The 25,085-nt window shown below is 71.7% G+C and carries 24 protein-coding genes; 6 read left to right on the forward strand and 18 right to left on the reverse strand.

Going from position 1 to position 25,085, the window contains the following annotated elements; genetic code table 11:
• Positions 1–17 precede the first annotated feature (17 nt).
• The 3 genes from C4U44_RS19045 to C4U44_RS19060 all read right to left on the reverse strand — a co-directional run bounded on the left by C4U44_RS19045 (position 18) and on the right by C4U44_RS19060 (position 3,207).
• Positions 18–710 carry a demethylmenaquinone methyltransferase gene (locus C4U44_RS19045; protein ID WP_103887029.1) on the reverse strand — a complete coding sequence of 231 codons (693 nt, stop codon included), beginning with the start codon at positions 708–710 and terminating at the stop codon, positions 18–20.
• 49 nt (positions 711–759) lie between these two features.
• Complete coding sequence (gene mqnC / locus C4U44_RS19050; protein WP_103887030.1) at positions 760–1,959, reverse strand: cyclic dehypoxanthinyl futalosine synthase; 1,200 nt, start codon at positions 1,957–1,959, stop codon at positions 760–762.
• Between the two features lie 387 nt (positions 1,960–2,346).
• A complete protein-coding gene (locus tag C4U44_RS19060) occupies positions 2,347–3,207 on the reverse strand; it encodes a menaquinone biosynthetic enzyme MqnA/MqnD family protein (protein ID WP_103887032.1) in 861 nt (286 codons plus the stop codon).
• Between the two features lie 243 nt (positions 3,208–3,450).
• On the opposite strand from C4U44_RS19060, the gene C4U44_RS19065 reads away from it, so the two are divergent.
• Positions 3,451–3,654, forward strand: coding sequence for a cold-shock protein (locus tag C4U44_RS19065; protein ID WP_103887033.1), 204 nt, complete (start codon positions 3,451–3,453; stop codon positions 3,652–3,654).
• A 262-nt stretch (positions 3,655–3,916) separates the two neighbouring features.
• Here C4U44_RS19065 and C4U44_RS19070 read toward each other — a convergent pair whose 3' ends face one another.
• Positions 3,917–5,806 (reverse strand): AMP-dependent synthetase/ligase, encoded by a 1,890-nt coding sequence (locus tag C4U44_RS19070; RefSeq protein WP_103887034.1) that lies wholly within the window; start codon positions 5,804–5,806, stop codon positions 3,917–3,919.
• Positions 5,807–5,954: 148 nt separating this feature from the next.
• Positions 5,955–7,244, reverse strand: a complete 1,290-nt coding sequence (locus C4U44_RS19075; RefSeq protein WP_103887035.1) for an acetyl-CoA C-acetyltransferase — start codon at positions 7,242–7,244, stop codon at positions 5,955–5,957.
• 88 nt (positions 7,245–7,332) lie between these two features.
• On the opposite strand from C4U44_RS19075, the gene C4U44_RS19080 reads away from it, so the two are divergent.
• Positions 7,333–8,628: a 3-oxoacyl-ACP reductase gene (locus C4U44_RS19080; RefSeq protein ID WP_103887036.1), complete on the forward strand. Its 1,296-nt coding sequence runs from the start codon at positions 7,333–7,335 to the stop codon at positions 8,626–8,628.
• Between the two features lies 1 nt (position 8,629).
• A complete protein-coding gene (locus C4U44_RS19085; RefSeq protein ID WP_103887037.1) occupies positions 8,630–9,460 on the forward strand; it encodes a MaoC family dehydratase in 831 nt (276 codons plus the stop codon).
• Positions 9,461–9,618: 158 nt separating this feature from the next.
• Here C4U44_RS19085 and C4U44_RS19090 read toward each other — a convergent pair whose 3' ends face one another.
• The 6 genes from C4U44_RS19090 to C4U44_RS19115 form a co-directional block, all read right to left on the reverse strand.
• A complete protein-coding gene (locus C4U44_RS19090; protein ID WP_103887116.1) occupies positions 9,619–10,188 on the reverse strand; it encodes a TetR/AcrR family transcriptional regulator in 570 nt (189 codons plus the stop codon).
• Positions 10,189–10,299: 111 nt separating this feature from the next.
• Complete coding sequence (locus tag C4U44_RS19095; protein WP_103887038.1) at positions 10,300–10,614, reverse strand: DUF4229 domain-containing protein; 315 nt, start codon at positions 10,612–10,614, stop codon at positions 10,300–10,302.
• 120 nt (positions 10,615–10,734) lie between these two features.
• Positions 10,735–11,256 (reverse strand): GNAT family N-acetyltransferase, encoded by a 522-nt coding sequence (locus tag C4U44_RS19100; protein ID WP_103887039.1) that lies wholly within the window; start codon positions 11,254–11,256, stop codon positions 10,735–10,737.
• A gap of 56 nt (positions 11,257–11,312) precedes the next feature.
• A complete protein-coding gene (mqnE, locus tag C4U44_RS19105) occupies positions 11,313–12,476 on the reverse strand; it encodes an aminofutalosine synthase MqnE (RefSeq protein ID WP_103887040.1) in 1,164 nt (387 codons plus the stop codon).
• 99 nt (positions 12,477–12,575) lie between these two features.
• Positions 12,576–13,031, reverse strand: a complete 456-nt coding sequence (locus C4U44_RS19110) for an Lrp/AsnC family transcriptional regulator (RefSeq protein ID WP_103887041.1) — start codon at positions 13,029–13,031, stop codon at positions 12,576–12,578.
• A gap of 164 nt (positions 13,032–13,195) precedes the next feature.
• Positions 13,196–13,927 carry a UbiX family flavin prenyltransferase gene (locus C4U44_RS19115; RefSeq protein ID WP_235032180.1) on the reverse strand — a complete coding sequence of 244 codons (732 nt, stop codon included), beginning with the start codon at positions 13,925–13,927 and terminating at the stop codon, positions 13,196–13,198.
• Between the two features lie 316 nt (positions 13,928–14,243).
• Between C4U44_RS19115 and C4U44_RS19120 the strand changes: the two genes are divergently transcribed.
• Both C4U44_RS19120 and C4U44_RS19125 read left to right on the forward strand, forming a co-directional pair.
• Positions 14,244–14,801: a rhomboid family intramembrane serine protease gene (locus C4U44_RS19120; protein ID WP_103887118.1), complete on the forward strand. Its 558-nt coding sequence runs from the start codon at positions 14,244–14,246 to the stop codon at positions 14,799–14,801.
• A 143-nt stretch (positions 14,802–14,944) separates the two neighbouring features.
• On the forward strand, positions 14,945–16,057 hold the full coding sequence (locus tag C4U44_RS19125) for a hypothetical protein (protein WP_103887042.1): 1,113 nt from the start codon (positions 14,945–14,947) through the stop codon (positions 16,055–16,057).
• A gap of 129 nt (positions 16,058–16,186) precedes the next feature.
• On the opposite strand, the gene mqnP is transcribed toward C4U44_RS19125, so the two are convergent.
• Entirely contained in the window at positions 16,187–17,104 is a 918-nt protein-coding gene (gene mqnP / locus C4U44_RS19130; protein ID WP_103887043.1) for a menaquinone biosynthesis prenyltransferase MqnP, read from the reverse strand.
• A 115-nt stretch (positions 17,105–17,219) separates the two neighbouring features.
• The gene (locus C4U44_RS19135; RefSeq protein ID WP_103887044.1) at positions 17,220–18,671 is read right to left on the reverse strand and encodes a menaquinone biosynthesis decarboxylase; all 1,452 of its coding nucleotides are present in this window, start codon (positions 18,669–18,671) and stop codon (positions 17,220–17,222) included.
• A gap of 115 nt (positions 18,672–18,786) precedes the next feature.
• On the opposite strand from C4U44_RS19135, the gene C4U44_RS19140 reads away from it, so the two are divergent.
• Entirely contained in the window at positions 18,787–19,197 is a 411-nt protein-coding gene (locus C4U44_RS19140) for a PLD nuclease N-terminal domain-containing protein (protein WP_103887045.1), read from the forward strand.
• 43 nt (positions 19,198–19,240) lie between these two features.
• Here C4U44_RS19140 and ccsB read toward each other — a convergent pair whose 3' ends face one another.
• The 5 genes from ccsB to C4U44_RS19165 form a co-directional block, all read right to left on the reverse strand.
• Positions 19,241–20,329 (reverse strand): c-type cytochrome biogenesis protein CcsB, encoded by a 1,089-nt coding sequence (ccsB, locus tag C4U44_RS19145; protein WP_200823311.1) that lies wholly within the window; start codon positions 20,327–20,329, stop codon positions 19,241–19,243.
• Positions 20,326–22,131, reverse strand: a complete 1,806-nt coding sequence (gene resB, locus C4U44_RS19150; protein ID WP_103887120.1) for a cytochrome c biogenesis protein ResB — start codon at positions 22,129–22,131, stop codon at positions 20,326–20,328. Before resB ends, ccsB begins: the two co-directional genes overlap by 4 nt.
• 35 nt (positions 22,132–22,166) lie before the next feature.
• Positions 22,167–22,916, reverse strand: coding sequence for a cytochrome c biogenesis CcdA family protein (locus tag C4U44_RS19155; protein WP_103887119.1), 750 nt, complete (start codon positions 22,914–22,916; stop codon positions 22,167–22,169).
• A 22-nt stretch (positions 22,917–22,938) separates the two neighbouring features.
• On the reverse strand, positions 22,939–23,547 hold the full coding sequence (locus C4U44_RS19160) for a TlpA family protein disulfide reductase (protein WP_103887047.1): 609 nt from the start codon (positions 23,545–23,547) through the stop codon (positions 22,939–22,941).
• 93 nt (positions 23,548–23,640) lie between these two features.
• Positions 23,641–24,963: a polysaccharide deacetylase family protein gene (locus C4U44_RS19165; RefSeq protein WP_235032181.1), complete on the reverse strand. Its 1,323-nt coding sequence runs from the start codon at positions 24,961–24,963 to the stop codon at positions 23,641–23,643.
• Between the last annotated feature and the right edge of the window lie 122 nt (positions 24,964–25,085).

Below are 25,085 nucleotides of genomic sequence, written 5' to 3' on the forward strand. Positions count from 1 at the left end.
CGGGACGGGGCCCCGGCCTACGGGTTCGTACCGCGGTGCAGCGCGACGATCCCACCGGTGAGATTCCGCCAGGCGACCCGCACCCAGCCCGCGTCCTTCAACCGCCGGCCCAGCGCCTGCTGGTCGGGCCAGGCCCGGATCGACTCGGCGAGGTAGACGTACGCGTCGGGATTGCTGCTCACCTTCGTCGCCACCGGGGGCAGCGCGCGCATCAGGTACTCCGTGTACACCGTGCGGAACGGCCGGTACGTGGGATGGCTGAACTCGCAGATCACCAGCCGCCCGCCGGGCCTGGTCACCCGCCGCATCTCGCGCAGCGCCGCGTCGGTGTCCTGCACGTTGCGCAGCGCGAAGGAGATCGTCACCGCGTCGAACACCCCGTCGGCGAACGGCAGCCGGGTCGCGTCCCCCGCGGTGAGCGGGAGTTCGGGATGGCGCTTCTTGCCCTCCCGCAGCATGCCGAGCGAGAAGTCGCACGGCACGACCTCCGCGCCCGCGGCGGCGAACGGCAGCGACGACGTCGCCGTCCCCGCCCCCAGGTCGAGCACCCGCTCGCCCGGCCGCACGTCCAGCGCCTGCCCGACGGCCCGCCGCCACAGCCGTGTCTGGCCCAGCGACAGCACGTCGTTGGTGAGGTCGTACTTCTCCGCGACGCCGTCGAACATCGCGGCGACGTCCTTCGGCTGCTTCTCCAGGGATGCGCGGGTCACGTGCTCACCCTAGCGCCGGACCCGGGTCCGTCCCCCAGGGGCCCGGCCGCTAACGCTCCGCGAGGAGCTTCAGTTCGGGGTGCGCGGTGCCGCCCTCGATCGCGGTCGAGGACAGGTGCGAGACCACGTGGTCGTCGACCGGGTCGTTCGCCGGGTCGTCGTGCACGACGAGGTGCTCGTACGTCGTCGCGCGCTGCGCCGGGACGCGTCCGGCCGAGCGGATGAGGTGGATCAGCTCCATCCGGTTCGAGCGGTGCTTCGCCCCGGCGGAGGACACCACGTTCTCCTCCAGCATGACCGAGCCGAGGTCATCCGCCCCGTAGTGCAGGGAGAGTTGGCCGACCTCCTTGCCGGTGGTCAGCCAGGACCCCTGGATGTGGGCGACGTTGTCGAGGAAGAGCCGCGCGATCGCGATCATCCGCAGGTACTCGAAGAGGGTTGCCTGCGTCTGGCCCTTCAGATGGTTGTTCTCCGGCTGGTAGGTGTACGGGATGAACGCCCGGAACCCGCCGGTGCGGTCCTGCACGTCGCGGATCATCCGCAGGTGCTCGATCCGCTCCGCGTTGGTCTCGCCGGTCCCCATCAGCATGGTGGTGGTGGACTCGACGCCGAGCCGGTGCGCGGTCTCCATGATCTCCAGCCACCGCTCGCCGGACTCCTTCAGCGGCGCGATCGCCTTGCGCGGGCGCTCCGGCAGCATTTCGGCGCCGGCCCCGGCGAAGGAGTCGAGCCCGGCGGCGTGGATCCGGCGGATCGCCTCCTCCGCGCTCACCCCGGAGATCCGCGCCATGTGGTCCACCTCGGACGCGCCGAGCGAGTGGATCACCAGCTGCGGGAACTCCCGCTTGATCGCGGCGAAGTGCTCCTCGTAGTACTCCACGCCGTAGTCGGGGTGGTGGCCGCCCTGGAACATGATCTGGGTGCCGCCGAGTTCGACGGTCTCCGCGCACCGGCGCAGGATGTCGTCCAGGCCGCGGCTCCAGCCCTTCTCCGTGTCCTTGGGCGCCGCGTAGAACGCGCAGAACTTGCACGCGGTCACGCACACGTTCGTGTAGTTGATGTTGCGCTCGATGATGTACGTCGCGATGTGCTCGGTGCCCGCGAACCGGCGGCGGCGCACCGCGTCGGCCGCCGCGCCGAGCGCGTGCAGCGGGGCGGAGCGGTAGACGTCGAGCGCTTCCTCCGCGGTGATCCTGCCCCCTGCGGCGGCGCGGTCGAGGACGGCTGCGAGGTCGGTCGGAGAAGTCACCGTGGCAGGCCCTTCAGAGGGTTCGGGATCGGACCCGGTCAGCCTACGCCAGCGGTCCGGGCCGCTCTGAGGGCGCCGCCCGCGGGCGGCGTGCCGGCCCCGCTCGCCGCCACCTGCCCGGCTCCCGGACCCCCCGCCCCGGGTCCCCCGGTCCCCCGCTCACCCGCCGGACCGCCGCAGGGGACCGGCGGGTCGACGACGATCCGCCGGCCGCGCCAGAGGGCTCCCCGCACGGCGGTGAACCGCAGGACGGCGGCCGGCCGTTCGGCGCCCACCCCGTCGACCGGGCGCGGGGCCGGCGCGCGCCGCTTCTCCTGCGGCGCGGCCGGGAACGCGGTGAGCGCGTCGACGAGCACGCGATGCCCCTCCCCCGGCAGGCCGGACCGGTCAGGCGCTCGGCAGCAACTCCACGCCCGCGCCGGACGGGAAGCCGACCCGGCGGGCGAACTCCGCGATCCCGGACTGCTGGGAGGTGCCGAGCGAGAAGTCCAGGGTGGTGAAGTAGCGCCGCAGCACGTCCCGGTCGAACGCTTCCCAGCGCGACGCCTGCTCGGCCACCTTGTCGACCTCCTCGAGGGACAGGTCGCGGGAGGCGAGGAAGGCGGCGTGCACGTCGCGCACCGCGCCGGGGTGCGCGGCGAGGTAGTCCCGCCGGGCCGCCCAGACCGCGAAGACGAACGGCATCCCGGTCCAGTCCTTCCACATCTGCCCGAGGTCGTGGACGGCGAGGCCGAGCCGGGGCGCGTCGTGCAGGGAGGCGCGCAGCGCGGCGTCGCCGATCAGCACCGCCGCCTGGGCCTCCTGCATCATCAGCGACAGGTCCGGCGGGCAGCGGTAGTAGTCCGGGGTCACGCCGTAACGCTCGGTGAGCAGCAGCTCCGCGAGGCGGACCGAGGTGCGGCTGGTGGAGCCCAGGGCCACCCGCTGGCCGTCCAGCCGGTCCAGCGGGAGCTGGCTGACGATCACGCACGACATCACGGGGCCGTCGCAGCCCACCGCGATGTCGGGCAGCGCCACGAGCTGGTCGGCGTGCTTGAGGTACTCCATGAGGGTGATCGGGGCGATGTCCAGATCACCCGCCACGAGCTGGGCGCTGAGCTTCTCCGGGGTGTCCTTGGTCAGCTCCACGTCGAGCAGTGCGCCGGTCCTGGCCAGGCCCCAGTAGAGCGGGAGGCAGTTCAGGAACTGGATGTGGCCGACCCTGGGGCGGACCGGGTCGCTGTCGCTTTCACGCGCGGTTGTGTCCATATGGCGGACGCTACTCCTGGGTCACCACGGCCCTGTGCGGGGGTGGCCCGGCGAGCCGTAAGAAGGATCTTGCAACCCTTCCCTGCGCCAGACCCCCCATGCTAGGCTCGACGCAAGTTGCAGTTTGGTTTCCTTGCAGTACTAAAGCCTGCGGATCATGTAACCCGCAGGCTTTTGTAGTTTTCAGACTTCGCAGTTGCAGGTTCTGGAGCAGGGCAACCCTTTGGGCCCAAGGAGGGCTTTATGGCTACCGGAACCGTGAAGTGGTTCAACGCTGAAAAGGGCTTCGGCTTCATCGCCCAGGACGGCGGCGGCCCGGATGTCTTCGTTCACTACTCCGCGATCAACGCGACCGGCTTCCGCTCCCTCGAGGAGAACCAGCCGGTGACCTTCGACGTCACCCAGGGTCCGAAGGGCCCCCAGGCGGAGAACGTCACCCCGAACTAGTTCTCCACTAGTCGGACGGACAGCGGCGCGATCGCGCCCAGAACCTGCAGTACCAAGGGGCCCCGCACTGCGCGGGGCCCCTGCCTCTTTTTGTCCTCTTTCTTGCCGCCGTCCCGCCTCCGCCCTTCGGCTCGACGGCTGCAACGGGCAAACCGTGGGCTCGCCGACTGCATTCGGGGCAACTGCGGGTTCGGCGGGTGTATTCGGGCACCGTTGGACGCTATTGGGCATCGTCGGGCAATGCCGGGCAAGAGTGGGCAGGTCAGCGGCGGGGGTAGAGGGATTCGATGTCCTCGGTGAAGTCCGTGGCGACCGCGGACCGGCGGAGTTTCATCGACGGGGTGAGGTGGCCGCTCTCCTCGGTGAAATCGACCGGGAGCACCCGGAAGGCGCGGATGGATTCCGCCCGGGACACCGTGGAGTTCGCGTCGTCGACGGCCTTCTGCAACTCCGCGAGCAGATCGGGATCGGTGACCAGCTGCGCGATCCGCAGGTCCTCCTTGTGGCGCATCCGCTGCCAGTGCTTGAGGCCGTCCGCCTCCAGGGTGAGCAGCGCGGTCACGAACGGCCGGTTGTCGCCGACCACCATGCACTGGCCGACCAGGGGGTGGGCCCGCAGCCGGTCCTCCAGGGGCGCCGGTGCCACGTTCTTGCCGCCCGCGGTGATCAGGATCTCCTTCTTGCGGCCGGTGATGCTGAGGTACCCGTCCGCGTCCAACTCGCCGATGTCACCGGTCGGGAACCAGCCCTCCACCTGCGGCACCCCGCTCGGGTCGTTCCAGTAGCCGCGGAAGACCTGCCCGCCGCGCAGCAGCACCTCCCCGTCGTCGGCGATCCGTACCGCGGTGCCCGGCAGCGGCCGGCCGACGGTGCCCAGCCGGGGCGCCAGCGGCGGCGTGACGGTGGCGGCCGCGGTGGTCTCGGTCAGGCCGTACCCCTCGAAGATCATCACCCCGGCCCCCGCGTAGAAGGCCGCCAGCCTCTTGCCCAGCGGGGAACCGCCGCAGATCGCGTACCGGACCTTGCCGCCGAGCGCGGCCCTGATCCGCCGGTAGACCAGCGGGTCGTAGAGGGCGTGTGCCAGCCGCAGGCCCAGCGAGGGGCCGGGGCCGGTGCCGGTCTGACGGGCGACCAGCGCCTGGCCGTAGCGCTGCGCGATCGCGGCGGCGCGGTCGAAGGAGGCGGCGCGGCCCATCTTCTCCGCGGTGGCCCGGCCGGTGTTGTAGACCTTCTCCAGCACGTAGGGGATGGCCAGCAGGAAGGTCGGCCGGAAGCCGGCCAGGTCCGCGAGCAGGTCGTCGGTGGCGATGCTGGGCGCGTGGCCGAGCCGGACCCGGGCGCGCAGGCAGCCGACGGCGACCATCCGGCCGAAGACGTGCGACAGCGGCAGGAACAGCAGGGTCGAGGCGGGCTCGGTGCTCACCGACTTGAAGACCGGGTGCAGCAGTTCGGTGGCGTTGTCGACCTCGGCGAAGAAGTTGCCGTGGGTCAGCACGCAGCCCTTGGGGCGGCCGGTGGTTCCCGAGGTGTAGATCAGCGTGGCGGTGCTCGCCGGAGCCAGGCCCTGCCGCCGCGAGGTGACCAGCGCGTCGGGCAACTCCGCTCCGTCCGTGCTGAGTTGCGCGATCGCGCCCGCGTCCAGCTGCCACAGGTGGCGCAGTTCGGGCAGCCCGGCGCGGCGGCCGGTGACCAGCCGGGTCTGCTCGACGTTCTCCACCGCGCAGGCCGCGGCGCCGGAGTCGGCGAGGATCCACGCGGTCTGGGACGCCGACGAGGTCGGGTAGATCGGCACGGTGACCAGGCCCGCGGCCCACCCCGCGAAGTCCAGCAGCGTCCACGCGTAGGTGGTCCGTGCCATGATCGCCAGCCGCTCGCCCGGCTTCAGCCCGGCCGCGATCAGCCCCTTCGCGACCGCGGTCACCTCCGCGGCGAACCGCTCCGCGGTGACGTCGCGCCAGGTCCCGTCGGCGTCGTCCTTGCGGCTCAGCACCACCTCCCGCGGGGCCTCGGCCGCGTTGGTGAACGGGATGTCGGCCAGGCTGCCGCTGCGCGGCGGCTCGACCAGCGGGGGGACGGCCGCCTGCACGACCCGGCCTCCTTCGGCCACGATCTGCGGCGCCGGACTCTCCAGTTGCCCTGTTTCGGTTGACATGCCTGCGGCTCCTGAGATCAAGGGCGGTTGAGCTTGCCGGAATGGCTGCGGCCGAGGCGGCCGGTCGCGCGGTCCCTCCCCCGGCCTGGCGGGCGGGAGCGGCGCCTCTGGGGTGGCTGCCGCCCTCCACGGGGTCCGGGCGGACCCGTCAGGGACGTTCGAGGATCGCGGTGACCCCCTGCCCGCCGGCCGCGCAGACGGAGATCAGGCCCCGCCCGGGTGAGCCGCGCTCCGCGAGGAGTTGGGCGAGGGTTCCCACGATCCGGGCCCCGGTCGCGGCGAAGGGGTGCCCGGTGGCGAGGGAGGAGCCGGCGACGTTGAGCCGGGAGCGGTCGATCGGGCCGAGCGGTGCGGACCGGCCGAGCCGCTCGGCGCAGAACGCCTTGTCCTCCCATGCCGCGAGGGTCGCCAGGACCTGGGAGGCGAAGGCCTCGTGCACCTCGTAGAGGTCGAAGTCGCCCAGCCCGCACCCGGCCCGGTCGAGCATGCGCGGTACGGCGTAGGCGGGCGCCATCAGCAGCCCGTCGGCGTCGGGCCGGTCGGAGACGAAGTCGACCGCCGCCGTCTCGTACGCGGTCAGGTACGCCAGCGGGGTCAGCCCCCGCTCGGCGGCCCACTCCTCGGAGCCGAGCAGGACGACGGCGGCCCCGTCGGTGAGCGGGGTGGAGTTGCCCGCGGTCATCGTCCCGCCGGGGCCGCCGTAGACCGGTTTGAGGCGGGCCAGCCTCTCGGGCGTGGAGTCGGGCCGCAGGTTCTGGTCGCGGTCCAGGCCCCGGTAGGGGCTCAGCAGCGGCGCGAAGAAGCCGCGGTCGTAGGCGGCGGCGAGGTTGCGGTGGCTGGCCGCGGCCAACTCGTCCTGGGCGGCACGGGTGATGCCCCAGCGCTCGGCGGTGACGGCGGCGTGCTCGCCCATCGACAGGCCGGTGCGCGGCTCGGCGTTGCGCGGCACGTCGGGCACGAGGTGGCGGGGGCGCAGCCCGGCCAGCGCGCGGAGCCGGCCGGCCGTGGACTTCGCGCGGCGGGCGGCGAGCAGGGCGCGGCGCAACTCGTCGTTGACGCCGAGCGGCGCGTCGCTGGTGGTGTCGGCGCCGCCGGCGATGCCGGAGTCGATCACGCCGAGCGCGATCTTGGCGGCGACCGCGAAGACCGCTTGGAGGCCGGTGCCGCAGGCCTGCTGGATGTCGTAGGCGGGGGTGGCCGGGTCGAGCACCGAGCCGAGCACGGTCTCACGGGCGAGGTTGAAGTCGCGGGCGTGCTTGAGCACGGCCCCGGCCGCGAACTCCCCCACCTTCTCCCCGGTCAGCCCGTTGCGCGCGGCGAGCCCGTCCAGCGCGGCGGTGAGCATGTCCTGGTTGGACGCGGTGGCGTAGGGGCCGTCCGAGCGGGCGAAAGGGATGCGGTGGCCGGCGATGACGGCGACGCGGCGAACGGTATGCATACGCAACTCCTGAGGGCTCTTGGCCGGAGCGACAACTCACCAGTAGCCTTACCGGCGGTAAACTTACTCCAGAGTAAGGAGAAGGCCAATGGCCGACCGCTATCTCCGCCTCTCCGGGACGGCCCCCGGCCGCTTCCTGACCCGTCGGCTCGGCCTGCCCCAACCGACCGCGCTGCGGCGGTGGTCGGCCACCACCCCCGAACTGGACGGTCCGGTGCTGCGGTTGGCCGCGGGCGAGACCGCGCCGCCCTCCGCCCCCGGGGAACCGGCCCCGGCCGCCGTGGTGCTGGACGCGACCGGCGTCACCGACCCGGCCGGCCTGCGAGCGGTGCGCGACAGCCTTCACCCGCTCGTACGGTCGCTCGCGGCATGCGGCCGGGTGGTGGTCCTCGGCTCCCCGCCGGACCCCGCGGACGTCCACCAGGCGGCCGCCCAGCAGGCGTTGGAGGGTTTCGTCCGCTCGCTCGGCAAGGAGATCGGCCGCGGCAGGACGGTGCAGCTGGTCCGGCTCGCGCCCGGCGCCGAGGCCGGCTCGACCCTGGAGTTCCTGCTCTCGCCCAAGTCGGCGTACGTCAGCGGGCAGGTGATCGAGGTCGGCCCCAGGACCGGCCCGGCCGCGGTCGAACCGGAAGGGGCGGGGGGAGCCGACGGCGCCGCCGCGACGCGTACCGCCCTGGTCACCGGGGCGGCCCGGGGCATCGGCGCGGCGGTCGCGGCCACGCTCGCCCGGGACGGCGCGCACGTGGTGTGCCTGGACGTGCCGCAGGCGGGCGAGGCGCTCACCGAGACCGCGACCCGGATCGGCGGCACCGCGCTCCCGCTGGACATCACCGCACCCGACGCCGCCGAGCGGATCGCCGCGGCGGTACCCGGCGGGCTCGACATCCTCGTGCACAACGCCGGCATCACCCGGGACCGCAAGCTCGCCAACATGACCGCCGAGGGCTGGGACGCGGTGATCGAGGTCAACCTCGCCGGCGTGCTGCGCGTCACCGACCACCTGCTGAAGACCGGCGCGGTCCGGCCGCACGGGCGGATCGTCGGTACCGCCTCCATCGCGGGCATCGCCGGCAACGTCGGCCAGACCAACTACGCCGCGTCCAAGGCGGGCATCATCGGCTTCGTCCGCGCGCTCGCCGCCTCCGCCGAGGTCCGTGAGCGCGGCATCACCGTCAACGCGGTCGCCCCCGGCTTCATCGAGACCCGGATGACCGCCGCCGTGCCGCTGGTCATCCGCGAGGCGGGGCGCCGGATGAACTCCCTCGGCCAGGGCGGCCTTCCGCAGGACGTCGCCGAGACGGTGGCCTGGTTCGCGGCGGCGGCCTCCGGCGGTGTCACCGGGCAGGTCGTCCGGGTCTGCGGGCAGTCCCTGCTGGGGGCGTGAGATGCCGCTGCTGCTCACCCTGGGGCGCGGCGCACTGACCGGCCTCGCCAAGAAGCCCTCGGCCGGGGCCGTGCTGCCGGACCTGCGGCTGACGGCGCCGGGCGTCCGCGTCGACCCGGCGCGGCTGGCCCGGTACGCCGAGGTGTGCGGCTACTCCCCCGGTTCGGAACTCCTTCCCCTGACCTACCCGCACATCCTCGGATTCCCGCTGGCCGCGCGCATCATGGCGGCCAGGGAGTTCCCGCTGCCGCTGATGGGGCTGGTGCACACCTCGATCGAGATCACCGCGCACCTTCCGCTGACCGTTCGGGACCGGCCCGAACTCGCCGTCCACGCGGAGGAGTTGCGACCCCACCGGCGCGGCACCGAGGTGACCTTCGTCACCGAGGCGCGGCTGCCCGGGGAGGAGTTGCCGCGGTGGACCGACCGCAGTACGTACCTGGCCCGGCACCCCGTCGCCGAGTCCCCGCCCGGCGCGCCCGCCGCGCCCGAACTCCGTGAGGTTCCCGCGCCTCCCGCGCTTCCCGCGGTCGAGGAGTGGCGGCTGCCCGCGGACCTCGGGCGCCGCCATGCCCGCGTGTCCGGCGACTACAACCCGATCCACCTCCACCCCTGGACGGCCCGCCCGCTCGGCTTCCCCCGCGCGATCGTCCACGGCATGTGGTCGGTGGCCCGCGTAGCCGCTGCGCTCGGCCTGACGGAAAGGGTGCGCGCCGAGTTCCGCGCGCCGGTCCCGCTGCCCTCCACGGTCACCTTCGCCGCCCACGGCCCCCGCTTCGAGCTCCGCTCCCTCCACAAGGTCCACCTCGTGGGCTCCTCAGGGTGCCCCTGACCCGCCCGGCTGCCCCGTTCTGCCGGCTACGGGACCTTGCGGTCCGCGGTGGTTGTCCGCGCAGTTCCCCGCGCCCCTGGTGGGTGCGGGTCCTTCCGCGAAAAGAGGGTCGCAACGAGTTGGTGAGCTTCTTTTCTCGGAGAAGCCGCACCTACAGCTCAGGGCGCCCAGGTGACTCCGGTGAGGAGGTTGCCGAGCCCCGCCCAGGCAAAGTTCATGAGGGTCGCGGCGGCCTCCCGCCCCCCAAGGGACGACCCCGCCAGGGACTCCGCCGCACCCACCAACGCAAGCGCCAGCCCCCTCGCCTCGTCCTCGGGAAGCCGCGGCCCGCACGGCGCTGCCCGCGCGGCGGACCCGATCAGGGACGTGACGAAGTCGACGATCTCCACCCGCATCGCGGCCACCTCCTCCCCGGACGGCGCCCCGCTGCTGCGGGCGTGCCCGTGGAGGAGGGTCCAGCCGTCACGGTGCTCGGCGGTGTGCCGGAAGAACCCGAGCAGCCCGGACCACAACTGGCGGTCCGGCGGCGCGCCGGTCTCGACCGCGGCCCGCACCGCCGCGCTGAGCGCCCCCGCCTCGCGCCGCACGCACGCGGCGAACAACTCGTCCTTGGACTTGAGGTAGAGGTAGACCAGCGGCTTGCTGACCCCGGCCGCGACCGCGATCTCGTCCATGGAGGTGGCGCGGTAGCCGCGGCGGGCGAAGACCGCCACCGCCGCGTCCAGCATCTGCTGTTCGCGGACCGCCCGCGGCACCCGCGGGGCGCGCTTGCCGTGCGTCTCCACTGGCGCCACCCCCCCTTGGTCTGCGCGCGGTCGCGGTCGCGGGGACCGGCCCGGTCAGACGGTGTGCGGCTCCCCGCCGCGGGCGACCTCGCGGGCCTCGTCGTCGGCCTCGTCCTCCTGGCCGGCGGCGGCCGCGAGGTTGAGCCGGGTGCGCTCGACCCGGTCGGAGACCTGGGCGGCGGCCTGCTCGCGAACGCCGCGCAGCAGCACCCAGCTCAGCGGCGCCGAGACGACCAGGGCGAGCAGGGCGACCCACAGGTAGTTCGAGTCACCGAGCCCGGCCGGCAGGGCGTGCAGCCGGACGAGGCCCCAGATGACCCCGAAGCTGGCGACGATGAGGCCGAAGCGCAGTGCGGTGTATCGGAGCATGCGTCCAGTGAAGCACGCGGCGATCCGGACCTTCGGAGCGCCCCCGCCCGAAGGGCCCGGCCGGCGCCGCGAACCGCGGGACCGCCGCACCTGACGGGCGCGGCGCGTGACGCTCCCGGGTCAGAGCGGGAGCAGCAGCACGATGTCGTCGCGGTCGTCGCCGGGGGCGACCCGGATCGCGCCCGGCACCCGGCCGACCTCCTTGTATCCGCAGGAGGCGTAGAAACGCTCGACGCCGACCCCGCCACGGCAGGTCAGCCGGATCGCCTCGATGCCGTCCAGGCCGCGCGCGGCCTGCTCGACCGCGGCCATGAGGTCCCGGCCGTACCCCTTGCCCTGGTGGCGCGGGTGGACCATGACCGTGTAGAGCCAGATCCAGTGGGTCATCAGCCGGTGCGCGTTGTAGGTGAGGAACGCGGTCGCGGCGATCCGGCCGTCCTCGTCGCGGCCGACCAGCAGCCGGCGCCGCCCCGCCTCGACCGCGCCGATCGACTCCGCCATGGTCGGCGCTATCTCCTCGGCGGTGGCGGGCGGCACGAAGCCGACCGCGCCACCCGCGTTGGTCACGTCCGTCCACAGCGCGAGGACCCCCGCGCGCAGGTCGTCGTCGAGCACCGGATCGAGCTGGAAGGTAAGCGCCATAACAGCAGACTACCCATTACCGCCGACCGGCTCCCACCGATTTCGTGTCGGCCGGATCACACCCGCATCGGCTGCGGCGACTCCCGGCGGTCCCCGTCCGGACCCGGGTACTCGCGGATGATCTCGTACCGGGTGTTGCGCTCCACCGGGCGGAAGCCGGCGTCCCGGATCAGGTCGAGGATGTCGTCGCGGGTGAGCTTGTTGGGCGTGCCGTAGTCGTCCGCGTCATGGGTGATCTTGTACTCGACGACCGAGCCGTCCATGTCGTCCGCGCCGTGGTTGAGGGCGAGTTGGGCCGTGGACAGGCCGTGCATCACCCAGAACACCTTCACGTGCGGCACGTTGTCGAACAGCAGCCGGGACACCGCGAAGGTCTTCAGCGCCTCCGCCCCGGTGGCCATGGTGGTGCGGGCCTGGAGGGTGTTGCGGATCTTGCCGTCCTTCATGTCCACGAAGTCGTGCTGGTAGCGCAGCGGGATGAAGACCTGGAAACCGCCGGTCTCGTCCTGGAGTTCGCGCAGCCGCAGCACGTGGTCGACGCGGTGCCGGGGCTCCTCGATGTGGCCGTAGAGCATCGTCGCCGGGGTCTTGAGGCCCTTGGAGTGCGCCAGCCGGTGGATGCGGGACCAGTCCTCCCAGTGGGTGCGGTGGTCGACGATGTGCTGCCGCACCTCCCAGTCGAAGATCTCGGCGCCGCCGCCGGTGAGCGACTCCAGGCCCGCGTCGATGAGTTCGTCCAGGATCTCGGAGGCGGGCAGGCCGGAGATCGTCTCGAAGTGGTGGATCTCGGTGGCGGTGAACGCCTTCAGCGACACCTGCGGCAGCGCCTCCTTCAGCGCCTTCAGCGACCGCGGGTAGTACCGCCACGGCAGGGTCGGGTGCAGGCCGTTGACGATGTGCAGTTCGGTGAGGTTGTCGCCCTCCATGGCCTTGGCCAGCCGGACGGCCTCCTCGATCCGCATCGTGTACGCGTCCTTCTCACCCGGCTTGCGCTGGAAGGAGCAGTACGCGCAGGACGCGGTGCACACGTTGGTCATGTTCAGGTGACGGTTGACGTTGAAGTGGACCACGTCGCCGTTCTTGCGGGTGCGCACCTCGTGGGCGAGGCCGCCCAACCACGCGAGGTCGTCGGACTCGTAGAGCGCGACCCCGTCCTCGCGGGTCAGCCGTTCACCGGCGTGGACCTTCTCCTCCAGCTCGCGCTTGAGCCCAGCGTCCATGTGTGTCGTCTCTCCTCGTACCCGTTGTGCCTGCGGCCCTGCTGCCCTGCTCGGCCCACCCGACGGTACTCCCCTGGTCCCGGGCCGGATCGACCCCCGTCACACCTCTTCGGGAAGCTGCCCGACGCGGTTCTCCCACTTGGTGGAGAGCACGATGGTGGTCCGGGTCCTGGCCACGCCCTTGGTGCCGGACAGCCGGCGGATGGTGTGTTCGAGGCCGTCCACGTCGCCGACCCGCACCTTGAGCATGTACGAGTCGTCGCCCGCGATGAACCAGCAGTCCTCGATCTCGCCCAGGTCCGACAGCCGCCGGGCCACCTCCTCGTGGTCGGCGGCGTCCGAGAGCTGGAGGCCGACCAGGGCGGTCACCCCCAGCCCCATCGCGGCGGGGGCGACGGTCGCGCGGTAACCGGTGATCACGCCCGCCTGCTCCAGGCGGTTGATCCGGTCGGTGACGCTCGGTCCCGACAGGCCGACGAGCCGGCCCAGCTCCGCATAGGACGCCCGGCCGTTCTCGCGCAACGCCTGGATGAGCTGCCTGTCCACCGCGTCCATCGGATTGGACCCTCCCGTTCGCCTGGTGACTGCGCTGTCAGGACACGAATCTAAGGCATGAAACGGTTCCTGCCCTCTCCATTGCCGCCTCTCGGCCCCCCAAGGCTTCGACCCGCTGCCGGCGCCCGGCCGCGACCGGTCCCCCGCCTCCGGACCGCGGCGGCCTACTCCGGGCGCTCGGCCTCGCCCGCCGCGCCCGGCTCCCCCGGGGCCGCCCCGCCCAGTTCCCCGGTCCACCGCCGGTAGAGCCGGTGCGGCACCCCGGCGGCGTCCAGCACCCGCCCGGCCACGAAGTCCACCAGCTCCTGCGCGGTGGTACCACCCGCGTAGAACGCCGGCGAGGCGGGCAGCACCACCGCGCCCGCGTCGTCCAGCGCGGTGAGCTGACGCAGCGTCTGACCGCTGAGCGGGGTCTCGCGCACCGCGACCACCAGCGGCCGGCGCTCCTTGAGGGTCACCCCGGCCGCACGCTGGAGCAGGTCCTTGGACAGGCCCAACGCCACCCCGGCCACGCACGCGGTGCTGGCCGGCACGATCAGCATGCCCTTGGCCGGATACGAACCCGAGGACGGGCCGGCCGCGAGGTCACCGGCGGACCAGTACCGGACGGCCGCCAGGTCGGGGCCGGGCCGGAAGGCGTCCGGACGGCCGTCCGCGCCGCGGGCCAGCCACCGCGACAGGTCCTCGCGCCAGTGCCCGTCCCGGATCGCCGCCCCGGTCTCGTCGAGCAGGGTCAGCCGGGCGGCGCGGCTGACCACCAGGTCCACGCTCTCCCCCGCGTCCAGCAACGCCCGCAGCACGGACGCCGCGTACGGGGTGCCCGAGGCACCGGAGACACCGACGATCCACGGGGTGCGCCCGCCGCCGTCCGGGCCCGCGGACACGCTTGCGCCCACACCCGCACTTGCACCCGCATTCCCATCCGTGCCCGTGTCGTCCACGCGGTCGAGCGTAGCCGCGACCTGCGGAAGGCGCGGCCCCGGGCGGTTTCGGACCGTTCTCCGACGCTACGAGCGATTCGGTCCGTTCGCGCCCCGTGTGACGGGAACCGCAGCCGATGTCGGTCGCGTCGTGCACACTGGGAGGACTGAACGATGGGGGAATCGGGGGGATTCGGTGGCGTACGGACGTACCGCGTCACGCGCCGGTCACCGGGGGGTGCTGCCGGCGCCGCTGCGCGTCACGAACCGGGCCGCGTGTGCCGCGCTGCTGATGCTGGCCTGGGTGGCGCTGCTGTGGGGGCTGGAGATCGCCGACGTGGCGACCGGTCACCGGCTGGACGGCTTCGGCATCGAGCCGCGCCGGGCGAGCGAGCTGGCGGACATCGTGCCGTCGGCCTTCACCCACTTCGGGTTCGCGCACCTGGCCTCCAACACCCTTCCGCTGCTGGTGCTCGGCTTCATCGCCGCCCTGCGCGGGATCGGCCGCTTCCTGGCGGTGGCGTTCGCCATCATCGTGATCGACGGGCTCGGGGTGTGGGCGCTCGCTCCCGCGCACAGCAACACCGCCGGCGCGTCCGGCCTGATCTTCGGGCTGTTCGCCTACCTCGTGGTGCGCGGCTTCGTGGACGGCCGCGTGCTCGACCTCGTGGTGGGCCTGCTGGTCGGGGCGTACTACGGCACCTCCATCCTCTGGGGCGTGCTGCCGGTGCACTCCGGCGTCTCGTGGCAGGGCCATCTCTTCGGCCTGGTGGGCGGGGTGGCCTCGGCCTACCTGTTCCGGGACCGGCCCGCCGAGGTGCGCCCCCGCGAATCGCCCCACCCGGTCTGAGCGTTGCCGGACCCCGGCAACCAACCGACCCGAAACTCGCCGCGAACAACCCCGGTGAAGGCACAGCCCCCGCACAGTTACGCTTCTGCTCCGCTGGTCAGCTCACCACCACTTCTTCTTCCTAGGAGTTCGTCATCATCAGCATGCGCAAGGGCCTCTCCGCCGCCGCCGTGGTGGCCCTCATATCCGCCGGGGCCGCAGCGTGTGGTGGGGACGACCCCGCCTCGCCGCAGGGGAAGGTCTCCGACGCCTTCCAGAAGCTCGGCAAGCAGAACACCATCTCCGTCGACCTGGGCTTCTCCGGCACCTCCGCCCAGATCTACTCCGCCATGAAGAACGAGGACGGCTTCACCCAGGCCGACGCCGACCTGCTGGCCTCGCTGCACCTCACCGTCGGCGGCAGCTCGCAGAAGTCGCTGGACCTGCTGGGCAAGAGCTTCGGCAAGGACAAGGACGCCACCAAGGACTCCTCGGCGGGCTTCGTGCTCTCCACCGACGGTGCCGGCGGCAAGAAGCTGATCGAGGTGCGCGCGGTCGGCCAGAAGGTCTACCTGCGGGCGGACATCAAGGGCCTGGAGGGCCTGGACACCGACAAGTCCGACGCGGGCGACATCGCCGGGTTCAACCAGCAGTACCTGGACACCCTGAGCTCCACGCCCGGCTCGGTCGGGGCGGCCCTCACCGGCAAGTGGGTCAGCATCGACCCGACGGTGTGGAGCGCGTTCGTCAAGAGCGCCCTCGCCGCGCAGGGCGGTGGCACCACCAACTCGGCCACCCCGACGCTCGACGCGCAGACGCAGAACCAGATCGTCACCGGGCTGCGCGCCGCGCTGACGAAGGACGCCACCTTCACCGACGGCGGCAGCAAGGGCGGCGCGGACCACGTCAAGGTCACCGTGCCCGCGCAGCAGTTCGCGAAGGACGTGGCCACCGACCTCACCCCGGCGCTGAAGCAGATCCCCGGGATGAAGCAGTCCGACCTGGACAAGTTCCAGCAGGCCGAGGGCGTGCCCAACAAGAAGGTGACCGCCGACGTCGCCATCAAGGACGGCAGCATCGCGTCGATCACCTTCGACATCCACCAGTTGGACAGCGAGTCGACCGGCCCGCTGCCGCTGACCCTGGGCTTCCGGGGCAGCGCCGCGCCGATCAGCGCGCCGGCCGGCGCGGTGGCGCTCAACCCGCAGGACGTGATCGGGGCGATCACGAGCAACCTGCACAGCGGCGACGGCGGTTCGGACGACTCGGTCTTCTGATCGCGCCGTGCTCGACGCACCGACGTACGCGAACGGCCCCGGCGGACTCTTCCGCCGGGGCCGTTCCCCGTGCACCGTTCCCTCGTGTCCCCGCACGGCAAGGCGCCCGGCCGCGACCGGGTCAGGCCGCTACCAGGTCAGGCCGCGCGCGATCAGGTCGAAGAGCGCGAAGACGAACAGCGTGATGCCGATGACGCCGTTCACCGTGAAGAACGCCCGGTTCAGCCGGCTGAGGTCGTGCGGCTTGACGATCGAGTGCTCGTACAGGAACGCCGCGGCCACGATCGCCATGCCGAACCACCAGAAGCCGCCCGCCCCGGTCGTGGCGCCGTACCAGACCAGCAGCGCGGTGGTGACCACGTGGCAGGCCCGCGCCCCGTACAGGGCGACCGGGACGCCGAAGCGGGCCGGCACCGACATCACGCCGTGCGCGCGGTCCGCGGCCACGTCCTGGCTGCCGAAGATGAGGTCGAACCCGCCGATCCACACGCCGACCGCCAGCCCCAGCACGACCGGGTGCCAGTCCCAGGAACCGGTCACCGCCAGCCAGGCGCCGATCGGGCCCATCGCCTGGGCCAGGCCCAGGATCGCGTGCGGGAAGTTCGTGAACCGCTTGCCGTAGGGGTAGACCACCATCGGCACCACCGCGACCGGGGCCAGCGCCAGGCACAGCGGGTTGAGCAGTGCGGCGGCGCCCAGGAAGACCACGACGGCGACCAGCGCGCCGGTCCACGCCGAGCGCACCGACAGCGCGCCGGTGACCAGTTCGCGCCTGGCGGTGCGCGGGTTGCGCGCGTCGATCTCCCGGTCGATGATCCGGTTGCAGGCCATCGCGAAGGTCCGCAGGCCCACCATCGCCACGGTGACCAGGAGCAGTTGGCCCCAGTGCACCGTCTGGTCGTCGCGGAACATCGCGGTCAGCGCCGCGATGTAGGCGAACGGCAAAGCGAAGACCGAGTGCTCGATCATCACCAGCCGCAGGAACGCCCGTACTTTGCTGTCGGGCCTCGGCTCCGACTCGAACAGGTCCGGCGTCGTGGCGCTCACGCCTTGTCTCCGTTCTCCCCCAGGGCTACCGCCTGGGCGGTGCCCCCACAGCTCGCTCGGTGCAAGAGTGCAGCTTTCGTCTCCCGCCGCCGCCCGGCGGCCTCGCGTGCGTCGCTCACAATCCGTACTCCCTCCACCGTTTGCTCACCAGATCCGCCGTCCGCGGGTCGGAGACGACCATCTCCGGCCAGCCTCCGTCGCGGGTGTAACCCTCCTCGGGCAGCTTACGGGTCGCGTCGATACCGGCCTTCCCTCCCCAGAACTGCTGGTACGACGAGTGGTCGAGGTGGTCGACCGGGCCCTCCACCACCGTGAGGTCCCGCGAGTAGTCGGTGTTGCCGAACGCCCGCCAGGCGACCTCGTGCAGGTCGTGCACGTCGCAGTCGGCGTCCACCACGACGATCAGCTTGGTCAGCGACATCATGTGGGCACCCCACACCGCGTGCATCGTCTTCTGCGCGTGCTTGGGGTACTTCTTGTCGATCGAGACGATCGCGCAGTTGTGGAAGCCGCCCGCCTCCGGCAGGTGGTAGTCCACGATGTCCGGCACGATGATCTTCAGCAGCGGCAGGAAGAACCGCTCGGTGGCCCGGCCGAGCGGGCCGTCCTCGGTCGGCGGCCGGCCGACCACGATCGACTGGAAGACCGGCCGCTTGCGCATCGTCACGCAGTCCACGGTCAGCGCCGGGAACGGCTCCTGCGGGGTGTAGAAGCCGGTGTGGTCGCCGAACGGCCCCTCCGGCAGCGTCCGACCGGGCTCCAGCCAGCCCTCCAGCACCACCTCGGCCTGCGCGGGCACCTGCAGCGGCACCGTCTTGCAGTCCACCAGCTCCACCCGCCGGCCCTGCACGAACCCGGCGAAGAGGTACTCGTCGATGTCGCCGGGCAGTGGCGCGGTCGAGGCATATGTCACAGCGGGCGGGCAGCCGAACGCGATGGCCACCGGCAGCCGCTCGCCGCGCCGCTGGGCGACCTGGTAGTGGTTGCGGCTGTCCTTGTGGATCTGCCAGTGCATGCCGATGGTGCGCTTGTCGTGCCGCTGGAGCCGGTACAGGCCGAGGTTGCGCACCCCGCTCTCGGGGTCCTTGGTGTGGGTCAGGCCGAGGTTGAAGAAGGAGCCGCCGTCCTGCGGCCAGGTGAACAGGGCGGGCAGCCGGTCCAGGTCCACGTCGTCGCCGGTGAGCACGACCTCCTGCACGGGGCCGTCCTTCACCTTCTTCGGCGGCACGTGCACCATGCCGGCGAGCTTGCCGAACGCCTCCCGCACCCCGACGAAGCCGTGCGGCAGCTCCGGTTTGAGCAGCCCGCCGATCTTCTCCCCGATGTCCGCGTACGACGTCAGGCCCAGGGCCTTCAGCAGCCGCCGGTCGGTGCCGTACACGTTGGTCGCCAGCGGGGCGAGCGAGCCGCGCACGTTCTCGAAGAGCAGCGCGGGCCCGCCGGCCTTGTTCACCCGGTCGGTGATCTCGCCGACCTCCAGGTAGGGGTCCACCTCGACGGTGATCCGCCGGAGATCGCCGTCCTTCTCCAGTGCCCTCAGGAGCGAGCGGAGATCGTCGTAAGCCATGCGGCCAGTCTTCCATCCCGAGGTGGCGGTACGCGGCCGGGCCGCCGGGTCCGGGCGCCGCCCGGTTAACCTGGGTGGGGTCAAGGATTGGTCAACATGGGGGCCGGGGTTTCGAATGACGCGCTACATGCCGTTCCTGCTGGTGATCGCGGTATGGATATACGCCTTCGTGGACTGCCTGGGCACCCCCGAGCGGCAGGTGCGCGGGCTGCCGAAGGTGGTCTGGCTGCTGATCGTGCTGTTCTTCGGCGAGATCATGCTCGGCCCGCTGGCCTGGCTGGCCTTCGGCAAGCGGCGCGTGGCCGGGCAGTGGGGCGCGGGCCGGGTCGAGTGGGGCCGGGAGCCGGCCCGCGGGATGCGGGCGGCGGGGCGCCACCCGCAGGACGGCCGGCCGCTCGAAGCGCCGCAGGAGGACCGGGAGGACTGGGTGCCCCCGGACGACAACCCGGCGTTCCTGCGCTCGCTCGCCGAGCTCAACCGGCAGAAGCGCGGGGACGGCCCCGGCTCCTCGCCCGAGAGCGAGTGAGCGGAACCGTCCCCGGTCGAACCGCGGCGTCAGGCCCGGCGCGTCACACCCCTGCGTAGGAGTGCTTGCCGGTCACGAAGATGTTCACGCCGTAGTAGTTGAACAGGAAGCACGCGAAGGCGACCAGCGCGAGGTACGCGGCCTTGCGGCCCTTCCACCCGGCGGTCGCGCGGGCGTGCAGGTAACCGGCGTACACGACCCAGGTGATGAACGACCAGGTCTCCTTCGGGTCCCATTCCCAGTAGTGGCCCCACGCGGCCTGCGCCCAGATCGCGCCCGCGATGATGGTGAACGTCCACAGCGGGAAGACCAGCGCGTTCATCCGGTAGGCGAACTTGTCCAGGCTCGCGGCGGCCGGCAGCCGGCGCATGATGTCGCCCCAGCGGGTGTTGCTCGCCTGCCCGGTCATCAGCGCCACCTCGTAGTGGTCGCGGAACAGGTAGAGCATCGTCCCGACGGCGGCGAGGTAGAACACCGCGCCGGAGATGATCGCGCACGACACGTGGATCCACAGCCAGTACGAGTGCAGCGCCGGCACCAGCTGCTCGCTGGAGGTGTAGAGCACCGACAGTGCCAGGCCCAGGTCGAGCAGCACCGACGTGGTGAGGAACAGCCCGATCCAGCGGACGTTCTTCTTCAGCGCGAGCAGCAGCAGGTAGGCGCCGACCGCGACCGCGCCGAACGTGGTGGAGAACTCGTACATGTTGCCCCAGGGCGCGCGCTGCACCGAGGCGGCCCGGAAGGCGACCCCGCAGACGTGCAGCACCCACGCCAGGACGGTGAAGGAGATCGCGATCCTGCCGTACAGGTCGCCCTTCTCGTTGCCGCCCGCGGCGCCGGGGCCGTCGGAGATGTCCCGGTCGCTGGCGGAGGCGCGGGTGATCACCTTCGGCCGCTCGATGGTGGTCGTGCCGGCCTGCCCGGCGGCGCGCACGGTCACCGCCGGTACGGCCGTCGGAGGCGCGGCGTCGGAGGTGAGCGCCGCCGACTGCACGGCGATCTTGCTCCGGCCGCCGAAGACCCACTCCGCGAGGTGCGCGAGGAAGGCCAGCGCGTACACGAACATCGCCGAGCGGATCAGGTAGTTGCTGTAGTTAGCGAAGTTCTCGTTGACCGCGGCCGCCATCATCACGGGCGGGCTCCTTCGTCGTCGGTCCGGGTGGTCGGTTCGTCGGGGGCGTGGGATGCGCCGGGCACGCGTGCGGTCCCCGGCTCGTCCCCGCCCTCGTCAGCGGTGTCCGCGGGTTCGTCCGGGGTCGTTCTGACCGGTGCGTCCGGCTGGAGCTGCGCGATGAGGTCGCCCAGCTCGTCGGCGATCCGGGCCGACTCGCTGCGGCCGAGGCCGCCCATCTCGACCAGGGTGCCGTGCTCGGACGGCAGCGCGCGCACCCAGATCCGGCGCCGCTGGATGAACAGCGACCCCATCAGGCCGAGGATCGCGATCACCCCGCTGACCAGCGCCAGCTTGTTGCCGGACTGGTGGGAGATGCTGAAGCTGGCCCAGGTCTTCACGCCGTTGAAGGTGAGGCTGCCCGCGCCGCCCGGCAGTTGCATGACGTCGCCGGGGCTGAGCGCGACACCGTTGACGCCGGTCTTGGTGTTGAGCTGGAACTGCTTCATGTGGGTGGCGTCGAGCTGGTAGACGTTCTGCGCGATGCCCGAGTCCAGCCCCAGGTCGCCGTGGTAGGCGTTGAGCCACAGGATCGGCGCCACCTCGCCCGGGAAGAGCGACATCGGGCCGCGGGTGAGGTCACCGGTCGGCGTGAAGTAGCCCTTGAAGGCGAGCTGGTCGGACGCGCCGTTCTTGCCCAGCGCGTCCGGGACCTTGATCACACCGGTGGACGTCAGGTTGGTGTCCTGCGGCAGGAACGGCACCGGGCCCTGGTACGCGACGTTGCCCTGGCCGTCCCTGACGGTCACCACGGGCGCGTAGCCGTGCGAGATCAGGTAGACCTTCTCCCCGCCGATGCTCAGCGGGTGGTTGGTGGAGATCGCGCCCTTCTTCGCGTCCTTGCCGCTGGTGCCGCTCCAGTAGTGGATGTTCGCCTGGAACTTCAGCGCCGTGCCGCGCTCCGGGCCGCTGGTGGCGTACTTGTCGTCGAAGCTGTCCAGCGTGAAACCGAACGGCTTGAGGTCGTCGGCGTTGTAGAGCGTGCCGCCGGAGAAGTCGTCGTACTGGGTGAGGTTGTTGACGAAGCCGTCGTCGCCCTCGACCACCAGCTTGCCGCCGGACGCCGCGTTCAGCGAGGTCCACGCGAAGCCGATCAGCAGGCCGAACAGGGCCACGTGGAAGAGCAGGTTGCCGGCCTCGCGCAGGTACCCCTTCTCCGCGGCGACCGAAGTCCCGCTGGCGTTGATCCGGAACCGCCGCCCGCGCAGCGCCTTCTGGGCCGCCTGCGCGACCTGCTCCGGGCTCGCGTCGGTGTGCCAGGTGCTGTAGGCGGGCAGCCGGGTCAGGTGCCGCGGCGCGGCCGGCGGCCGGGCCCGCAGCTGGCCGACGAACTGCCAGGTGCGCGGCACGATGCAGCCGGCCAGCGAGACGAACAGCAGTATGTAGATCGCCGAGAACCACGGCGATCCGTAGACGTGGAAGAGGTCCAGCCGCGAGTACAGCGGGCTGATGTCCGGGTGCGCCTTCTTGAACGCGTCGACCTTGAGCTGGTCGCTGTGCTGCGGGATCAGCGAGCCGGGGATCGCGGCCAGCGACAGCAGGAACAGCAGGATCAGGGCGATCCGCATCGAGGTGAGCTGCCGCCACATCCACCGCAGCCAGCCGACCAGGCCGAGCGCGGGCCCGCTGGCCAGGGTGTCCACCGGCTGGGTGGACAGCTGCGCGCCCGCGGCGCCGAGGTCGTCCTCGCCGCCGTTCTCCGTGCCGTTGGCCTTGCTCTCGGGATCCTGACCGGCGTCCGGCCCGGAACCCTGGCCGGGCACCCGGCCGTCGCTTGGCTTGTGCGTGATGCTCACGTTCAGACCCCTGGGGTGAAGCCGCTGGACCAGATCTGCATCTGGTAGGTGATGTGGTCCCACACGCCGGTGACGAGCAGCACCCCGACGGCGACGAGCATGCCGCCGCCGACCCGCATGACCCACGCGTAGTGCCGTTTGACCCACGCGAAGGCGCCCAGCGTACGGCGGAAGGCGAGCGCCGCCACGATGAAGGGCACGCCGAGGCCCAGGCAGTAGAAGGCCATCAGCAGCGCGCCCCGGCCGGCGCTGGCGTTGGTGAACGCCAGCGACTGCACGGCGCCGAGCGTCGGGCCCACGCACGGCGTCCAGCCCAGCCCGAACATCGCGCCGATCAGCGGTGCTCCGAGCAGGCCGACGCCGGGCCGGTAATGGAAGCGGAACTCCCGCTGGGTCAGGCCGCCGACGATGCCCATGAAGGCCAGGCCCAGCACGATGGTGAGGGCGCCGAAGACCCGGGTCAGCGTCTGCCGGTGCTCCTGAAGGTCCGCGCCGAAGCCGCCGAACAGGGCGCCACCGGAGACGAACACCGCGCTGAAGCCGAGCACGAACAGCGTCGCGCCCGCGAACATCTGCCCGCGCCGGGCCTCGGCCAGGTCACTGCCGGTGATCCCGGTCACGTAGGAGAGGTAGCCGGGCACGAGCGGGAGCACGCACGGCGACACGAAGGAGATCAGCCCGGCGAACATCGCGATCGGTATGGCCGCCAGCAGCGCTCCGGACCGCACCGTGTCCGCGCTGCCGGCGAGCATGACGACCGCACTGCCCGCCACGTCACTTCTCCGCGGCGATGGGGTCGACCAGCTTGTGCAGCTGGTCCTCGGTGAGGGCGGCCAGCGCGCGCGCCGCGACCTTGCCCTGCCGGTCGATCACGAGCGTGGCCGGCAGGCTCTGCGGATTGAGGCTGCCCTTGGGGAACTTCAGGATCAGCTTGCCGTACGGGTCGTACAGGCTCGGGTAGGTGATGCCGAACCGCTTGTCGAACCGGGCGGCGTTGGAGCGCTCCAGGTCACGGGTGTTGATGCCGAGGAACTGCACGCCCTTGCCCGCGTCGGCGGCGGCGACCTTGGCCAGGTTCGGCGCCTCGGCCCGGCAGGGCGCGCACCACGACCCCCAGATGTTGACGACGACGACCTTGCCCTTGTACGCGGCGAGGCTGGTGGTGCCGCCGGCCACGGTCTCACCGGACAGCTGGGGAGCGGGCTTGCGGTCGGCGGACTTGACCACCGTGATGTCGCCGTTGCCCCCCACGAAGTTGGAGTTGCCGGTGCCGGAGGACGACGACGAACTGCATGCGGCGAGCGTCAGCGCCAGCGCCACGGCACCGGCCGGCGCGACGGCGCGGCGGAGCAGGTGGCGTCCGAGGGCGCGCGGAGAACTCATGTGAAAAGTTTCGCATGGGCCCTGCGCCGATCTTCCTCACCCCCCCACCAGCAACCCCAAAAACGGCAATTGCCCCAAGTAAGGAGGTGCCCGTCAGGTCGCCGCGGAAACCCCGGGCTCGGGGACCGCTCCGTTGACGGGCGCCGCACCGGTCGCGTCGGAGGCGGGCACCTGGCCGGTGAACTGCTTCCAGCCGCCGGGCGGCTGCTGCCCGACCTCCAACTCGCGCAGCTTGTCCAGCATCGCCGGGTCCTGGGCGTCCAGCCAGTCGGTGAACTGCTGGAAGGACACCATCCGCACGTCCTTGTGGCCCTGGGCGGCGATGTGCTTGAACGCCTCCTCGACGGCGTCCATGTAGATGCCGCCGTTCCACTCCTCGAAGTGGTTGCCGATGTAGAGCGGCGCGCGGTTGGTCTCGTAGGCGCGCTGGAAGCCGGCGACGTACGAGGCGGTGGCCTGGCTGCGCCAGTACGTGTAGTTGCGCGGGTCGGACTGGGTCGCGGCGTGGGACTGGTTGGCCAGCATGTTGTAGTCCATCGACAGGACCTCGAACGTGTGGCCCGGGAACGGGATGAGCTGGAGCGGGAAGTTCCAGATGCCCATCATCTTGTCCGGCCAGATCTGGTCGCCGCCCGGGTTGCTGGTGTCGTACCGCCAGCCGATCGCCGCGGCGGTGGGCAGCAGGTTCTCCTGGCCGAGCAGGCAGGGGGTGCGGCTGCCGATCAGGTTCTTCGCGTAGTCGAACGGCAGCGGCTCCTCGTCGACCCAGCCGGTGTTCGTCTTCCACTGGGTGACGAACGACACCGCCTGGTCGATCTCGCTCTTCCAGTCGGCGGGGGTCCAGCGGCCGACGCTGCCGGCGCCGGCGCAGAAGTGGCCGTTGAAGTGGCTGGCGATCTCGTGCCCGGCGCTCCACGCCTGGCGCAGGTTGTCGAGCGTCATCCTGATGTGGTCGTCGGAGAGGTAGCCGATGTCGGAGGCGCCGAGCGGGCTGTTCGGCGGCGCGTACTGGAGCTTCTTGCTCTCCGGCAGCAGGTAGAGGCCGGAGAGGTTGAAGGTCATCTTGGCGCCGTGGTCGTCGGCGAGCTTCCGGAAGCGGGGGAAGAGCCCGTTGCCGATCTCGCCGGCGCCGTCCCAGGAGAAGATCACGAACTGCGGGGGTGTCTGGCCGGGTTCCAGCCGGTCCACCACGGGCTGGCCGGGCTGCGGGCCGGTGTCGGCGGTCGACCCGTCGCCGATCAGCCGCAGGATCTTCGCCGGGCCCTTCGCCCCGCTCGCGCCCGAGTGCTCCCCGGTCCTGCGGACGCTTGGCGCCGAGCCGGCGGTACCGTCCTTTCCGCCGCACCCGGCGACGGCCATGCCCGCGGCGGCTCCGGCGGTGGTGGTCAACAGGGCCCTTCGGGTCATGGCACTCATGCGATCCCCGTCTCTCCCGCGTCTGCGTCGTTGACCATGACCACTTCCTCGTGGTCATGGCGAAACGGGGGTTCGCCGGAGAAAAGGGCTCTTATGGGCTAAACAGATCACCGTAAAAGAGG

The organism is Actinacidiphila yanglinensis, assembly GCF_900107965.1.
Classification (GTDB): Bacteria; Actinomycetota; Actinomycetes; order Streptomycetales; family Streptomycetaceae; genus Actinacidiphila; species Actinacidiphila yanglinensis.

Bases quoted from the DNA above. Each gene is read 5' to 3' on its own strand.
- C4U44_RS19135 (WP_103887044.1), bottom strand. From the start codon at position 18,671: ATGGCTTACGACGATCTCCGCTCGCTCCTGAGGGCACTGGAGAAGGAC.
- C4U44_RS19110 (WP_103887041.1), bottom strand. From the start codon at position 13,031: ATGGACGCGGTGGACAGGCAGCTCATCCAGGCGTTGCGCGAGAACGGC.
- C4U44_RS19155 (WP_103887119.1), bottom strand. From the start codon at position 22,916: ATGCTCGCCGGCAGCGCGGACACGGTGCGGTCCGGAGCGCTGCTGGCG.
- C4U44_RS19075 (WP_103887035.1), bottom strand. From the start codon at position 7,244: ATGCATACCGTTCGCCGCGTCGCCGTCATCGCCGGCCACCGCATCCCT.
- C4U44_RS19100 (WP_103887039.1), bottom strand. From the start codon at position 11,256: ATGGCGCTTACCTTCCAGCTCGATCCGGTGCTCGACGACGACCTGCGC.
- C4U44_RS19085 (WP_103887037.1), top strand. From the start codon at position 8,630: ATGCCGCTGCTGCTCACCCTGGGGCGCGGCGCACTGACCGGCCTCGCC.
- C4U44_RS19095 (WP_103887038.1), bottom strand. From the start codon at position 10,614: ATGCTCCGATACACCGCACTGCGCTTCGGCCTCATCGTCGCCAGCTTC.
- C4U44_RS19080 (WP_103887036.1), top strand. From the start codon at position 7,333: ATGGCCGACCGCTATCTCCGCCTCTCCGGGACGGCCCCCGGCCGCTTC.
- C4U44_RS19090 (WP_103887116.1), bottom strand. From the start codon at position 10,188: ATGCTGGACGCGGCGGTGGCGGTCTTCGCCCGCCGCGGCTACCGCGCC.
- mqnE (WP_103887040.1), bottom strand. From the start codon at position 12,476: ATGGACGCTGGGCTCAAGCGCGAGCTGGAGGAGAAGGTCCACGCCGGT.
- C4U44_RS19070 (WP_103887034.1), bottom strand. From the start codon at position 5,806: ATGTCAACCGAAACAGGGCAACTGGAGAGTCCGGCGCCGCAGATCGTG.
- C4U44_RS19165 (WP_235032181.1), bottom strand. From the start codon at position 24,963: ATGAGTGCCATGACCCGAAGGGCCCTGTTGACCACCACCGCCGGAGCC.
- C4U44_RS19060 (WP_103887032.1), bottom strand. From the start codon at position 3,207: ATGGACACAACCGCGCGTGAAAGCGACAGCGACCCGGTCCGCCCCAGG.
- C4U44_RS19140 (WP_103887045.1), top strand. From the start codon at position 18,787: ATGACGCGCTACATGCCGTTCCTGCTGGTGATCGCGGTATGGATATAC.
- C4U44_RS19065 (WP_103887033.1), top strand. From the start codon at position 3,451: ATGGCTACCGGAACCGTGAAGTGGTTCAACGCTGAAAAGGGCTTCGGC.
- C4U44_RS19120 (WP_103887118.1), top strand. From the start codon at position 14,244: ATGCTGGCCTGGGTGGCGCTGCTGTGGGGGCTGGAGATCGCCGACGTG.
- C4U44_RS19125 (WP_103887042.1), top strand. From the start codon at position 14,945: ATGCGCAAGGGCCTCTCCGCCGCCGCCGTGGTGGCCCTCATATCCGCC.
- C4U44_RS19160 (WP_103887047.1), bottom strand. From the start codon at position 23,547: ATGAGTTCTCCGCGCGCCCTCGGACGCCACCTGCTCCGCCGCGCCGTC.